Source organism: Streptomyces carpinensis, assembly GCF_002154505.1.
Classification (GTDB): domain Bacteria; phylum Actinomycetota; class Actinomycetes; order Streptomycetales; family Streptomycetaceae; genus Streptomyces; species Streptomyces carpinensis.
The window spans coordinates 1-13,474 of record NZ_MUBM01000190.1; the positions used below are offsets into that span (position 1 = coordinate 1).

General features: G+C 71.1%; 12 protein-coding genes and 2 pseudogenes. 7 read left to right on the top strand and 7 right to left on the bottom strand.

Annotated elements, in window-relative coordinates:
• Both BZY54_RS55550 and BZY54_RS24840 read right to left on the bottom strand, forming a co-directional pair.
• A pseudogene (locus BZY54_RS55550) lies at window positions 1-273 on the bottom strand (hypothetical protein); the annotation flags it as partial.
• A 156-nt stretch (window positions 274-429) separates the two neighbouring features.
• Window positions 430-1,356, bottom strand: coding sequence for a metallophosphoesterase (locus tag BZY54_RS24840; protein ID WP_086727552.1), 927 nt, complete (start codon window positions 1,354-1,356; stop codon window positions 430-432).
• A 197-nt stretch (window positions 1,357-1,553) separates the two neighbouring features.
• Here BZY54_RS24840 and BZY54_RS24845 point away from each other — a divergent pair, with 197 nt between their 5' ends.
• Window positions 1,554-2,018: a GatB/YqeY domain-containing protein gene (locus tag BZY54_RS24845; protein WP_086727553.1), complete on the top strand. Its 465-nt coding sequence runs from the start codon at window positions 1,554-1,556 to the stop codon at window positions 2,016-2,018.
• 180 nt (window positions 2,019-2,198) lie between these two features.
• Here the strand turns inward: BZY54_RS24845 and BZY54_RS24850 are convergent, their stop codons facing one another.
• Window positions 2,199-4,487: a transglycosylase domain-containing protein gene (locus BZY54_RS24850; RefSeq protein WP_086727554.1), complete on the bottom strand. Its 2,289-nt coding sequence runs from the start codon at window positions 4,485-4,487 to the stop codon at window positions 2,199-2,201.
• Between the two features lie 469 nt (window positions 4,488-4,956).
• Between BZY54_RS24850 and wblA the strand changes: the two genes are divergently transcribed.
• Window positions 4,957-5,295 (top strand): transcriptional regulator WblA, encoded by a 339-nt coding sequence (wblA, locus tag BZY54_RS24860; protein WP_208640749.1) that lies wholly within the window; start codon window positions 4,957-4,959, stop codon window positions 5,293-5,295.
• A gap of 23 nt (window positions 5,296-5,318) precedes the next feature.
• Here the strand turns inward: wblA and bagB are convergent, their stop codons facing one another.
• A complete protein-coding gene (gene bagB, locus BZY54_RS24865; RefSeq protein WP_086727556.1) occupies window positions 5,319-6,716 on the bottom strand; it encodes an ATPase BagB in 1,398 nt (465 codons plus the stop codon).
• Window positions 6,713-7,690, bottom strand: coding sequence for an ATPase BagA (gene bagA / locus BZY54_RS24870; RefSeq protein ID WP_086727557.1), 978 nt, complete (start codon window positions 7,688-7,690; stop codon window positions 6,713-6,715). The genes bagB and bagA overlap by 4 nt, the downstream gene beginning before the upstream one ends.
• A gap of 107 nt (window positions 7,691-7,797) precedes the next feature.
• Between bagA and sp36 the strand changes: the two genes are divergently transcribed.
• From sp36 to BZY54_RS24890, 4 genes are all read left to right on the top strand, one after another.
• Window positions 7,798-7,956 carry a Sp36 family protein gene (sp36, locus tag BZY54_RS24875; RefSeq protein ID WP_009189813.1) on the top strand — a complete coding sequence of 53 codons (159 nt, stop codon included), beginning with the start codon at window positions 7,798-7,800 and terminating at the stop codon, window positions 7,954-7,956.
• Window positions 7,953-8,417: a RidA family protein gene (locus BZY54_RS24880; protein ID WP_086727558.1), complete on the top strand. Its 465-nt coding sequence runs from the start codon at window positions 7,953-7,955 to the stop codon at window positions 8,415-8,417. The genes sp36 and BZY54_RS24880 overlap by 4 nt, the downstream gene beginning before the upstream one ends.
• A 94-nt stretch (window positions 8,418-8,511) precedes the next feature.
• Window positions 8,512-9,384 carry an NUDIX hydrolase gene (locus BZY54_RS24885; RefSeq protein ID WP_086727559.1) on the top strand — a complete coding sequence of 291 codons (873 nt, stop codon included), beginning with the start codon at window positions 8,512-8,514 and terminating at the stop codon, window positions 9,382-9,384.
• A gap of 46 nt (window positions 9,385-9,430) precedes the next feature.
• On the top strand, window positions 9,431-10,261 hold the full coding sequence (locus BZY54_RS24890) for an MBL fold metallo-hydrolase (protein ID WP_086727560.1): 831 nt from the start codon (window positions 9,431-9,433) through the stop codon (window positions 10,259-10,261).
• Window positions 10,262-10,455: 194 nt separating this feature from the next.
• Here the strand turns inward: BZY54_RS24890 and BZY54_RS24895 are convergent.
• Both BZY54_RS24895 and BZY54_RS24900 read right to left on the bottom strand, forming a co-directional pair.
• A pseudogene (locus BZY54_RS24895) lies at window positions 10,456-11,224 on the bottom strand (nucleotidyltransferase); the annotation flags it as partial.
• A 46-nt stretch (window positions 11,225-11,270) separates the two neighbouring features.
• A complete protein-coding gene (locus tag BZY54_RS24900; RefSeq protein WP_073947085.1) occupies window positions 11,271-11,945 on the bottom strand; it encodes a Crp/Fnr family transcriptional regulator in 675 nt (224 codons plus the stop codon).
• 356 nt (window positions 11,946-12,301) lie between these two features.
• Between BZY54_RS24900 and nth the strand changes: the two genes are divergently transcribed.
• Entirely contained in the window at window positions 12,302-13,429 is a 1,128-nt protein-coding gene (nth, locus tag BZY54_RS24905) for an endonuclease III (RefSeq protein ID WP_086727561.1), read from the top strand.
• Window positions 13,430-13,474: the final 45 nt, after the last annotated feature.

Here is a 13,474-nt window from a genome sequence, read left to right on the forward strand (position 1 = left end):
CGCCGCGGCCGCCGCGGCGACCAGCAGACGGTATGCCGCCGCCCGCGGGCGCCAGGTGGGGGCCATCACCGCGCTCGCCGGAACGGCCGACGGCATCAGTACGGGGACGCCCGGGATCGCGGGGAGGTCCGGTATGTCTCGGGGGAAGGTGGGTGTGGGGGGCGCTTCGGAGGTCGTGGGCGCGGAGGATCCGGAAGATCCTTCGGGGGCCTCTGCCTCTGCTGCTTCCCGTGGTGCCTCAGGTGCATCGCGGGCTGTTCGTGCTGGTGATATCGGTGTTTCAGGCGTGGGCGGTGTGGGGGCGGCGCTCATGCCCTCACCGTAGGAAGAGGGGGTGTGACCGGCGATTCGGGTGGGCCGTGTGGGTTACCGGCCTCGGCCCGCGGTCTCGGGCGCCTGCCCCCTCCCCGGTACGGGTGCGTTCCGCCGTCAGTCCCGGCCCACCAGCGTCAGCAGCGTCGCCTCCGGGGGGCAGGCGAAGCGGACCGGGGTGTAGCGGTTGGTACCGCAGCCGGCCGAGACGTGCAGGTAGGACGTGTGGCCGCCGGACGTGTGGGTGGACAGGCCCTTCACCCGGTCGGCGTCGAGGTCGCAGTTGGTGACCAGGGCGCCGTAGAAGGGGATGCAGAGCTGGCCGCCGTGCGTGTGGCCGGCCAGGATGAGGGGGTAGCCGTCCGCCGTGTAGGCATCCAGGACGCGCAGGTACGGGGCGTGGACCACGCCCATCGAGAAGTCCGCCGCCTCGGATGGGCCGCCTGCCACCTTCGCGTAGCGGTCCCGCTTGATGTGCGGGTCGTCCAGGCCGGTCAGTTCCACCGAGACACCCTCGACCTTCAAGGTGCCGCGCGTGTTCGTCAGGTTGAGCCAGCCCGCCGCGTCGAAGCCGTCGCGCAGGTCCTCCCACGGGTTGTGGATCACGCCGACCGCGGGGGCGTTGCCGTTGAGGCCGTGCCGGCCGGTGGCCTTCTCCAGCAGGTAGCGGGCGGGGTTGCGCAGCCTGGGGCCGTAGTAGTCGTTGGAGCCGAAGACGTACGCGCCCGGGAACTCCATCAGGGGGCCCAGCGCGTCCAGTACCTCCGGTACGCCCTCCGGGTCCGAGAGATTGTCCCCGGTGTTGATCACGAAGTCCGGGCGCAGGCCCGCGAGCGAGCGCAGCCAGCGCTGCTTCTTGCGCTGACCGCCGACCATGTGGATGTCGGAGACCTGCAGGACGCGCAGGGGGCGCATGCCGGACGGCAGGACCGGGACCGTCACCCGTCGGAGGCGGAACGAACGGGCCTCGAAACCGGCCGAGTAGAGAAGACCGGCGGTAGCGACCGCCGTGATGCCCAGGGGAACTCCGTATCGCGCGCGCATGTGTCCATCGTCTCAGGACCGTGCCGTGCAGCGGAAATTCTGTGCCTCGATGGTGTCCAGCGGGTGCGGGGACCGAGCCCGCCGGGCCGGGCCGGTCTTCTCCTGGGCGTGCGACGGTACGTCCGCCGGCAACGCGCGGCTTCTCGGCCGCGAAATCTGCAAGCGGGTGCGTTGCGGTACCTGCGACAATCAGGACCATGACCACGCTCAAGTCGAAGCTGCACGATGACCTCAACGCCGCGATCAAGGAGCGCGATGAGCTGCGCTCCGCGACGCTCCGGCTGACGCTCGCCGCGATCACCAAGGAGGAGGTCGCGGGCAAGGAGAAGCGCGAGCTCTCCGACGACGAGGTACTCAAGGTGATCACCAAGGAGGCCAAGAAGCGCCGTGAGGCGGCCGAGGCCTTCGCCCAGGGTGGTCGTACGGAGTCGGCCGAGCGGGAGAAGGCCGAGGGCGAGGTGCTTGCCGCGTACCTGCCCAAGCAACTGTCCGACGACGAGCTGAACACGATCGTCGCCCAGGCCGTCGAGGAGGCGCGGGCGGCCGGCGCCGAGGGGCCGCGTGCCATGGGTGCGGTCATGAAGATCGTGAACCCGAAGGTCGCGGGGCAGGCCGAGGGCGGGCGCGTCGCCGCCGTGGTGAAGAAGCTGCTGGCCGGCTGAGCCGGATCCGGCCGTCGTCCGCCGCCGGGAGGGTGCCCGGCACGGAGAAGCGAAAGGGGCGCCGGCTTTCTGCCGTGCGCCCCTTACGCGTATTGCTCGTACGTCTTGCTGGTGCGTCCCCGCCGGGGTTGTCGCTCGTATGTCCCCGCTGGGGCTGCCCCTTCCCAGGGGCCGACCCCGTCAGCCGTGTCGGCCCCCGTTCCCGTTCCCTCGCGTGCCGCCGACCTGGCCCTGGATGAAACCCTGGGGGATGGAGAGGGTGGGGTTCGGGGTCGGGCCGCCGGCGCCTCCGCCCGCGTCCGCGCCGCCGAAGAGGCCGCCGATGAGGCCGCCGTTGTCACCGTTGTTCCCGCCCCCGTTTCCGTGGCCGTCACCCTTGTCCCTTCCCTTTCCCTTCTCGGGGTCGGGGATGTCGACGAGGTTGAAGGACGGGGACGGCTTGCCCTGCAGGGCGCCGGTCATCGCGTCCCGCCAGATGGGGCCGGGCACGTCGGCGCCGTAGACGAGGCCGTGCAGGATGCCGCCGATGCGGATGTTGGTCATCTGCACCTGCTGGGTGGCACTGCCCACCCACACCGCGCCCGCCATGTTCGGCGTGTAGCCGACGAACCACGCGTTCTTGCGCTCGTCGGTCGTACCCGTCTTACCGGCGTTGTCACGGTCGGAGAGGCCGGCCTGCCGGCCCGTACCGGAGTCGATCACACCCTGGAGCAGCGTGTTGACGGTGTCCGCGGTCTTCACGGACATGGCACGCGAGCACGTCGACTTCGGCACCGCCAGCGACTTCTCCTGGCCGCCGACCTTCTGGGTGATCGACTCTATGGCGATCGGGGTGCAGTACACGCCGCGGGAGGCGAAGGCGGCGTACGCGGTCGCCATCGTCAGCGGGGAGATGCCCTTGGAGCCGAGGGCGATGGCGGGCACCTGGGGCAGCTTCTGGCCGTTGCCCTGCACCACGTGCAGCTTGTCGGTCATGCCGACCACCGGGCACAGGCCGATGTCGGAGATCATCTGCACGAAGTAGGTGTTGACCGACTTCGCCATGGCCTCCTTCATGGCGTACGGGCCGTGCTCCGAGGTGCTCTCGTTCTCGACCTCGGCGTGACTGCTGTTCACCCACCTCTTGCCGTCGCACGCCTGGACCGGGCTCGGGTACGGCATCTTGTACGGCGACGAGTACTCCTGCCCCGGTGACTTGCCCCCCTCGATCGCCGCCGCCGCCACGAACGGCTTGAACGTCGAACCGGTCGGGAAGCCGAAGTTCGAGCCGCCCAGGTCGCTGCCGACCGAGTAGTTGATCTCGGTCTCGTTCTTGCCGTAGCCGTACGGCTTGGACTGGCCCATCGCCAGGACCTTGCCGGTGCCCGGTTCGACCAGCACGGCAGCCGCCGCCACCGGGTCCGACTGGTAGATGTGCTGCTTCAGCGAGGACTGCACCGAAGCCTGCGCCTGCGGGTCCAGGGTGGTGCGGATGGTCAGGCCGCCCTGGTTCCAGATCTTGGCGCGCTGGGCGCGGGTCTTGCCGAAGACCGGGTCGTTGAGGAAGACCTGCTCGACGTACTTGCAGAAGAAGCTGGAGTCCTTGACCGCGGTGATGCAGCCGTTGCGCGGCTGGGTGATCTTCAGGCCCAGCGGCTCCTTCTTCGCCTTGTCGGCCTCCGCCTGCGAGACGTCGCCGACGTCGGCCATGCGCTGGAGCACGACGTTGCGCCGCTTGGTGGCCTCCGCCTCGTCGTTGACCGGGTCGTAGCGGCTCGGCGACTGGACGATGCCGGCCAGCAGCGCCGCCTGCGGGAGGGTGAGGTCCTTGGCGGGCCGGGAGAAGTAGCGCTGGGAGGCGGCCTCGACGCCGTAGGCCTGCTCACCGAAGAAGGTGATGTTCAGGTAGTTCTCGAGGATCTTCTTCTTGCCCAGCTCCTGCTCGACCTGGATCGCGTACTTCAGTTCCTTGACCTTGCGGCCGAGGGTCTGCTGGGTGGCCTGGGCGACCTTCGTGGGGTCGTCGCCGGCCTCCTCCACGAAGACGTTCTTGACGTACTGCTGGGTGAGCGTGGAGGCGCCCTGGGAGACCCCGCCGCTCTGCGCGTTCTTGTTGAGCGCGCGCAGGACGCCCTTCAGGTCGATCGCGCCGTGCTGGTAGAAGCGCGCGTCCTCGATCGCGACGATCGCCTTCTGCATGTAGGGCGAGATGTCCTTCAGCTCCACCACCGTGCGGTCCCGCGAGTAGACCTGGGCGAGTGGCTGGCCCTGGCTGTCCAGGATGGTGGTGCGCTGGCTGAGCGGCGGACGCTTGAGGTTGGCCGGGATGTCGTCGAACCCCTGGACCGACCCCTTGGCCGCCAGGCCGAGCGCGCCGGCCGCGGGCAGCGCGATGCCGGCCATGACCGCCCCCGCGAGCACACTGACACCGAGGAACTTGGCGGCCTGCTGCGTGGGCGACAGGCCTCCGCCCGAGCGCTTCTTTGGCATGAGGGCAGCCTACGTTCTCATTCGCCGGACACACGTACAGGCCTTGGCCTAAGCTGCTCTCAACTGTCACAGCAGTACGGCCACGTATCAATACGTCCGGCGGCCTCGAAACGTTCCGGGTCCTCTCGACCTTTTTGTGGGGACGGTTTCCGGGGTCGAGCCGGTGCCTCTCGGTTGGTTCGGCGAGAGCCGCGGACGTGTGTGAGACGTGCCCGAAATTGCCTTGCGTGCCCCTGGTGTCCGTTGTGGCGCAACGGGATCGTCCCGTTACGCCGGAAATGTCGCGGATGTCGACACCTCACTCCCCCGGGTGATCTGCCGCTAACCCATAGTCCGTTCGGACCATTCAAGATTGGGCCCGCAGGGGGTGTTGCGCTGTGCCCACCTTCCGTAACGTCCTCAACTGGCGGCGGTGAATATGCCGCTGCCGCCGTGGGGGAGCCTCGATTCGGGAGAGGACGGCGCCGGTATGGGCTGGGTAACCGACTGGAGTGCGCAGGCGGCCTGCCGCACTACCGATCCGGATGAACTGTTCGTTCAGGGAGCAGCGCAGAACAGGGCCAAGGCGGTGTGCACCGGATGCCCGGTACGCACCGAATGCCTCGCCGACGCGCTCGACAACCGCGTCGAGTTCGGGGTGTGGGGAGGCATGACGGAGCGGGAGCGCCGCGCACTGCTGCGCAGGCGACCGACCGTCACGTCGTGGCGCCGGCTGCTGGAGACCGCTCGTACGGAGTACGAGCGCGGGGCAGGCCTGGCGCCCCTCGACGACGACCAGGTGTACGAGAACTACGCGGCGGTGAGCTGAGGGCACCCTTGCGGGTGCCTTTGTCACTCGCCCGGCTCGGGGAGCTCGCGGCGGTTGTCCGCGAGCCGGTTGCCGATGTCCCGCAGCCCCGCGAGGTCGTGCACGTCGCCGGGCAGCGCGGCGACTTCGGCCACCGCCACCTCGGGGTGCCGGGCGGTGAAGCGGTCACGCGTGCGCTGCTCGCGGGAGAGCAGCTGCATGCGCTCGGCGTGCAGCCTCAGCAGGCCCGCGGTGACCTGGTCGACGAGGTCCACGGACGTCTGTTCGTCGGGCAGCTCGGCGACGGACGGCGCCGGGGCGGGATCGGGAGAGGAAGGTTCGGGGGAGTCCGAACCGCCATCCGTTTCGGGAGAGTTACGAAGTCCAGCTTTCCCGTCTGCCTGATCCACAATGCGGGGCTCTTCAAGATTTTCCGCAGCGGCGAGTGCCCGTTCGGCCGACAGGTGGTCGGCGCCGCTGCCGTGGACGCGGTTGAGCACGAGACCGGCCAGGGGCATCTTCTCCGCGGCCAGCCGTTCCACGAAGTACGCGGCCTCGCGCAGCGCGTCCCGTTCCGGGGCCGCGACCACCAGGAACGCCGTCCCGGGCGCCTGGAGCAGCTTGTACGTGGCGTCCGCGCGCGTGCGGAAGCCGCCGAACGTGGTGTCCATCGCGGCCACGAAGGTCTGGACGTCCTTGAGCAGCTGACCGCCCAGCAGTTTGCCGAGGGTGCCGGTCATCATCGACATGCCGACGTTCAGGAACTTCATCCCCGCGCGCCCGCCCAGCTTCGCCGGGGCCGTCAGCAGCCGGATCAGCCGGCCGTCCAGGAAGGAGCCGAGCCGCTTGGGCGCGTCCAGGAAGTCCAGCGCCGAGCGGGAGGGTGGGGTGTCGACGACGATGAGGTCCCACTCGTCCCGGGCCCGCAGCTGCCCCAGCTTCTCCATCGCCATGTACTCCTGCGTGCCCGCGAAGCCCGCCGAGAGCGACTGGTAGAAGGGGTTGGCCAGGATCGCGGCCGCCCGCTCGGGGTCGGCGTGCGCCTCGACGACCTCGTCGAAGGTGCGCTTCATGTCGAGCATCATGGCGTGCAGTTCGCCGTCGCCCTCGGTGCCCTTCACCCGGCGAGGGACGTTGTCGAGCGAGTCGATGCCCATGGACTGGGCCAGGCGGCGGGCCGGGTCGATCGTCAGGACCACCACCTTGCGGCCGCGCTCGGCGGCGCGCAGCCCGAGGGCCGCCGCCGTCGTCGTCTTGCCGACGCCGCCCGAGCCGCAGCACACCACGATCCGTGTCTTCGGGTCGTCCAGCAGCGGATCGACGTCGAGCACGCGCGCGGGTGCGAGGTGGCGGGCACCGTCGTGTGGGCGCGCGCTCTCGAGTGCGTGCGACGCCTCCTGGGCGCGTGCCGTCTCCTGCGCGGGGGCCGGGTCCGGGCTCATGACACTCCCTGCTTCCGCAGCTCGGTCGCCAGTTCGTACAGGCCCGCCAGGTCCATGCCCTCGGCGAGCAGGGGCAGTTCGTGCAACGGCAGGCCCAGCTCGCCCAGGACGGACCGCTGCTCCTGCTCCAGCGCGTACCGCTCGGCGTACTCCTCCGCCTGCCCCAGCAGTGGCTCCACCAGCCGTTCGGCGTGCCCGCCGCGCCGTGCCCCGCCGAGCCCGGCGGCGGACAGCGACCGGGCGAGGGAGGCCCGCGGCACGGTCCGTACGAGTTCCAGATCGGCCGCGTCCAGCGACTGCGGCCGCACCATGTTCACGATGACGCGTCCCACCGGCAGGCGGGCGGCGCGCAGTTCCGCGATGCCGTCCACGGTCTCCTGGACGGGCATCTCCTCCAGCAGCGTCACCAGGTGCACGGCCGTCTCGGCCGACTTCAGCACCCGCATCACCGCTTGGGCCTGATTGTGTATCGGACCGATCTTGGCCAGCCCGGCCACCTCGTCGTTGACGTTGAGGAAGCGGGTGATGCGGCCGGTCGGCGGCGCGTCCATGACCACGTAGTCGTAGACGAACCGTCCGCTCCGGTCCTTGCGGCGCACCGCCTCGCACGCCTTGCCGGTCAGCAGGACGTCTCTGAGGCCGGGCGCGATGGTGGTGGCGAAGTCGATGGCGCCGAGCTTCTTCAGGGCCCGGCCCGCGCCGCCCAGCTTGTAGAACATCTGGAGGTAGTCCAGCAAAGCCAGTTCGGGGTCTATGGCGAGTGCGTGCACCTCCCCGCCCCCCGGAGCAACCGCGATCTTCCGTTCCTCATAGGGCAGCGCCTCCGTTTCGAAGAGCTGTGCGATGCCCTGCCGGCCCTCGACCTCGACGAGGAGCGTCCGCTTCCCCGCCGTGGCCAGGGCAAGCGCGAGGGCGGCGGCGACCGTCGTCTTTCCGGTCCCGCCCTTGCCGCTGACGACCTGGAGCCTGCTCACGTCTTCGAGCGTAACCAGTCCGCGCTCGGGTCACGCGCGAGGCTGTGGACAACCGCCGTCGTGGTGGGCCGCGTGCCCCGCGGACGACAGCGGATACAGTCGGCCACATGACCAAGTGGGAATACGCAACCGTGCCGCTGCTCGTCCATGCCACGAAGCAGATTCTGGACACCTGGGGCGAGGACGGCTGGGAGCTCGTCCAGGTCGTACCCGGGCCGAACCCCGAGCAGCTGGTGGCCTACCTGAAGCGGGAGAAGCAGGCATGAGCGCGGTCGAGGCCAAGCTGGTCGAACTCGGTCTGACGCTGCCGGAGGTCGTGCCTCCGCTGGCCGCCTACCAGCCCGCCGTGCAGTCCGGGCCGTACGTCTACACCGCCGGCCAGCTGCCGATGGTGGACGGCAAGCTCCCGGTCACCGGCAAGGTGGGCCTGGAGGTCACCCCGGAGGAGGCCAAGGAGCTGGCCCGCACCTGCGCGCTGAACGCCCTGGCGGCCGTCAAGTCCGTCGTGGGCGACCTGGACCGCATCGCGCGCGTGGTGAAGGTCGTGGGCTTCGTCGCCTCGGCCGCGGACTTCACCGGCCAGCCCGGCGTCGTCAACGGTGCCAGCGAGCTGCTGGGCGAGGTCCTGGGCGACAAGGGCGTGCACGCGCGCAGCGCGGTCGGCGTCGCGGTGCTGCCGCTGGACGCGCCGGTGGAGGTGGAGATCCAGGTCGAGCTGGTGCCGTAGCGGGCGGCGCCCCGAGCCCCTGACCTCGGAGCCTTCGGCCCTCTGACCTCGGGCACCTCTCGAACATTCGCTCACCACAAGATAGCCTCCGGCCATGGCGAATGGGCAGTGGTTTCCCCCGGACTGGCCGGACCGCATCCGCGCGCTCGCGGACGGCACCCTCACACCGGTCACGCCCAAGCGCGCGGCGACCGTCATGCTCCTGCGGGACACCGATGCCGGACCCGCCGTGCACATGCTGCGCAGACGCGCCTCCATGGCCTTCGCCGGAGGCGCGTACGCGTACCCCGGCGGGGGAGTGGACCCCCGCGACGACGACCTCCGGGTCCGCTGGGCGGGTCCCACGCGCGCGTGGTGGGCCGACCGGCTCGGGGTGGAGGAGACGGAGGCCCAGGCGATCGTCTGCGCGGCCGTCCGGGAGACGTACGAGGAGGCGGGCGTCCTGCTCGCCGGGCCCGACCCGGACTCGGTCGTCGGCGACACCACGGGCCCGGACTGGGAGGCCGACCGTGCCGCCCTGGTAGCCCGTGAGCTGTCCTTCGCCGAGTTCCTGGACCGCAGGGGCCTGGCGCTGCGCTCGGACCTGCTGGGCGCCTGGACGCGGTGGATCACCCCCGAGTTCGAACCACGCCGCTACGACACCTGGTTCTTCGTCGCCGCCCTCCCCGGGGGCCAGCGCACCCGGAACGCCTCCACGGAGGCCGACCGCACGGTGTGGATCCGCCCCGAGGACGCGGCGGCCGGGTACGACAAGGGCGAGCTGCTGATGCTGCCGCCCACCATCGCCACTCTGCGCCAGCTGGTCGCCTACGGCTCTCCCGCCGAGGCTCTTGCGGCGGCGCCGTCCCGTGATCTGACGCCCGTGCTGGCCCGGGCCCGCCTGGTCGACGGCGAGGTCGTCCTGTCCTGGCCGGGCCACGACGAGTTCACCAAGCGCATCCCGACCAGGGGCGCGGCTCCCGCATGACGGCGCACCCGGCCCCTACGACCGACGCCCAGGAAGGTCACCTCGCATGACGGACGCATCAGCTCTCCCCGGCCAGCCCCGGGGCGGCGTCCTCTCCGGCCCCGCCACCGCACGGGCCGTCAACGTCCTCGCGCCCAACGCCTCCGCCATGACCCTGGACGGCACCAACACCTGGATCGTCTCCGAGCCCGACTCCGAGCTGGCGGTCGTGATCGACCCGGGGCCGCTGGACGAGAGCCATCTCGGCAATGTCGTGGACACCGCGGAGAAGGCCGGCAAACGGATCGCGCTGACCCTGCTGACCCACGGTCACCCGGACCACGCCGAGGGCGCCGGCCGGTTCGCCGAACTGACCCGCACGCGCGTGCGTGCGCTCGATCCGGCCCTGCGGCTGGGCGAGGAGGGCCTGGGCGCCGGAGACGTGATCCGGCTGGGCGGCCTGGAGCTGCGGGTCATACCGACGCCCGGCCACACCGCGGACTCGCTCTGCTTCCACCTCCCGGCCGACCGTGCGGTCCTCACCGGCGACACGATCCTGGGCCGCGGCACCACCGTCGTGGCCCACCCCGACGGACGTCTCGGCGACTACCTGGACTCGCTGCGGCGGCTCAGGTCCCTCACGGTCGACGACGGTGTGCACACGGTCCTCCCGGGGCACGGACCCGTCCTGGAGGACGCCCAGGGCGCCGTCGAGTACTACCTCGCCCACCGCGCCCACCGGCTCGCCCAGGTCGAGACGGCCGTCGAGGACGGCTACCGCACCCCGGCCGACGTCGTCGCCCACGTCTACGCCGACGTCGACCGCTCCCTGTGGCCGGCGGCGGAGCTGTCGGTACGGGCCCAGCTGGACTACCTGAAGGAACACGGGCTGATCTAGGGCTGCTCAGACACCAGGCGGGCCGATCCAGCGGGCCGGTCCAGGGCGTGGGCTCGGGCCGGCCGGCCTGGACCGTCGACGGGTCCCACTGGCCCACCTGGTCCGTCGGGCCGGGCTGGTCCGTCGGGCCGGGCTGGTTCGTCGAGACGGGCCGGACTGGTCAGTCGGTATGAGCGGGACCGGCCCGTCGGCCCGGGGCTGGGGGCTTTGACGCCGTGCACGCGCGCGTACTCCCCGGCGAGCCAGGGGCCGCGGTCTTCCACGTAGGACCGCAGCACGACGAGGTCGCCGACCGGGTCGTAGCCCTGCGTGGCCGCCGCACGCAGCCGGTCGGACCGCGCGGGACAGTACGCGCCGAAGGCGGCCATCTCGTGGAGGTCGCTGGTCCAGCCCCGCCAGCGGCCCATGACCAGGGCGAAGCCGGTCCTCACCAGGTGCCGGGACATGAAGCGCACCAGGGGCCTGCGGGACTCCTCGGTGTCCTTCGCGGCCGTGATGCGTGACCGCCGGCGGGGGAGGAACAGGGCGAGGTCCCCGTCGGTCTCGCACGCCGGCAGCGGGTCGTCGGGACGGTAGCGGGGGAGGTGCGCGGCGAGGTCCTGCCCCGGCAGCGGGTGCACAGGCAGGCGACGAACCATCCGAGGTCGTACCGCTCCAGGTCGCTCAGCAGCCGGACCCGGCCGAAGAGCAGGGCGCCGGCGCCGTCGATCTGCGGGAACTCCGCGTCCAGCGCCGTGCCCAGTGCCCGGGCCCGCTGCCGGTCCGCGTCCGTCGGCTCGTCCCGCAGCGCGACCAGCGGGTCCAGGTCACTGCGTCCCACCCCGCGCGGTGCCGCGGGGGATCGAGCCGTAGAGGTACGCGCGGTGCAGACGTGTGCCGTAGATGCCCGGCAGCCGGTCGCGGGCCACCGCCACGACGGGGCGGAAGGCGTGTGGCGCGCGCGAGGGAACCCTCGCGCGCGATGTATCCCTCCGGGTGAGGCCTTCGCCCGCGACGTGCCGGGACAGCGTCAGCGGGACCTCTTGGCCAGCCGCTCCACGTCCAGCAGGATCACCGCGCGGGCCTCCAGGCGGAGCCAGCCGCGCTGGGCGAAGTCGGCCAGGGCCTTGTTGACCGTCTCGCGGGAGGCACCGACCAGCTGGGCCAGCTCCTCCTGCGTCAGGTCGTGCACGACGTGGATGCCCTCCTCGGACTGCACGCCGAAGCGGCGGGAGAGGTCGAGCAGGGCGCGGGCGACGCGGCCCGGCACATCGGAGAAGACCAGGTCGGACATCTGGTCGTTGGTCTTGCGCAGGCGCCGGGCGACGGCGCGCAGCAGGGCGCCGGCCACCTCGGGCCGTGCGTTCAGCCAGGGCTGGAGGTCGCCGTGGCCGAGGGCGAGCAGCTTGACCTCGGTCAGGGCCGTCGCCGTCGCGGTGCGGGGGCCCGGGTCGAAGAGCGACAGCTCGCCGATCAGCTCGCCGGGGCCTACGACGGCCAGCATGTTCTCGCGGCCGTCGGGGGACGTGCGGTGCAGCTTGACCTTGCCCTCGGTGACCACATAGAGACGGTCGCCCGGGTCACCCTCGTGGAACAGCGAGTCGCCACGGGCGAGAGTCACCTCCGTCATGGAGGCGCGAAGCTCCGCGGCCTGCTCGTCGTCGAGCGCCGCGAAGAGCGGATTGCGCCGCAGAACGTCGTCCACGAGTTCTCTCCTTGTCGACCTGCTCAGGGGATCTTGCTCCCCCGTGTGCCAGGGGACCGTGTTCCCCATTTTGCCGGACGGTCCAAACAGTGTGATCTGTCACAAGGATGCCGCACAGGTGTCCCGGGGTACGCGGCAGGGGTCCGATCGGACGCCGATCTTCGGGGTCCCGGGCGGATGTCGGTACCGGGCTTTAGGCTGGCCGGGTGTCCAAATCGCCGGTGAGAGCACAGGTCGAGGGGGCTGGGCAGGTGGCTGCAGATCAGGATTCCGCCCTGGGCGAACACGAGCCCGAAGGCGGCCGGAAAGCCGCGGAAGCGGCAAGAGGGACGTCTGGGAAGAGGGCGAAGAAGACGGTGTCCACTGGCGCGAGGGGGGCGGAGTCCGCCGAGAACCCCGCGGCGGCCGCGAAGAAGACGGCAGCGGCCGGGAAGACCGCCGCCGCCAAGAAGTCCGCCCCTGCCAAGAAAGCCGCTGGTAAGACCACCGCCGGCAAGAAGGCCACCGGCAAGGCCGCCCCTGCCGAGAAGGCCACCGGCAAGAAGGCGCCCGCCAAGAAGACCACCGGCAAGACCGCCGCCGCCAAGAAGACCGGCCCCGTCAAGAAGGCCGTGCCCCCCAAGAAGGTGACCATCGCCCCGCCGAAGGCCACCGTCGCCCTGCGGCAGGCCTCGCCCGCGAAGACCGTCGCCCCCAAGCCGCCGAAGGGCGAGTCGCGCACCGCGCTCGTCCGCCGCGCCCGCCGCATCAACCGCGAGCTCGCCGAGGTGTACCCGTACGCCCACCCCGAGCTGGACTTCGAGAACCCCTTCCAGCTGCTGGTCGCCACCGTCCTGTCCGCCCAGACCACGGACCTCAGGGTCAACCAGACGACGCCCGCCCTGTTCGCGAAGTACCCCACCCCCGAGGACCTCGCCGCCGCCAACCCGGAGGAGGTCGAGGAGATCCTGCGCCCCACCGGTTTCTTCCGGGCCAAGACCAAGTCGGTCATGGGCCTGTCCAAGGCGCTGGTGGAGGAGTTCGGCGGAAAGGTCCCGGGCCGGCTGGAGGACCTCGTGAAGCTGCCCGGCGTCGGACGCAAGACCGCCTTCGTGGTCCTGGGCAACGCCTTCGGCCACCCCGGCATCACCGTGGACACGCACTTCCAGCGGCTGGTGCGGCGCTGGCAGTGGACCGAGGAGACCGACCCCGACAAGATCGAGGCGGCGGTCGGCGCGCTCTTCCCCAAGAGCGAGTGGACCATGCTCTCGCATCATGTGATCTTCCACGGCCGCCGTATCTGCCACGCCCGCAAGCCCGCCTGCGGAGCCTGCCCGATCGCCCCGCTCTGCCCGGCGTACGGCGAGGGGGAGACCGACCCGGAGAAGGCGAAGAAGCTGCTGAAGTACGAGAAGGGCGGCTTCCCGGGCCAGCGCCTCAAGCCCCCGCAGGCCTACCTGGACGCGGGCGGCAAGCCGGCCCCGCCCCTGGGTGCCGCCGGATGACCCCGGCGGCACCGGCGGAACGATCTGGGTGCCGTCGCGCGTTGG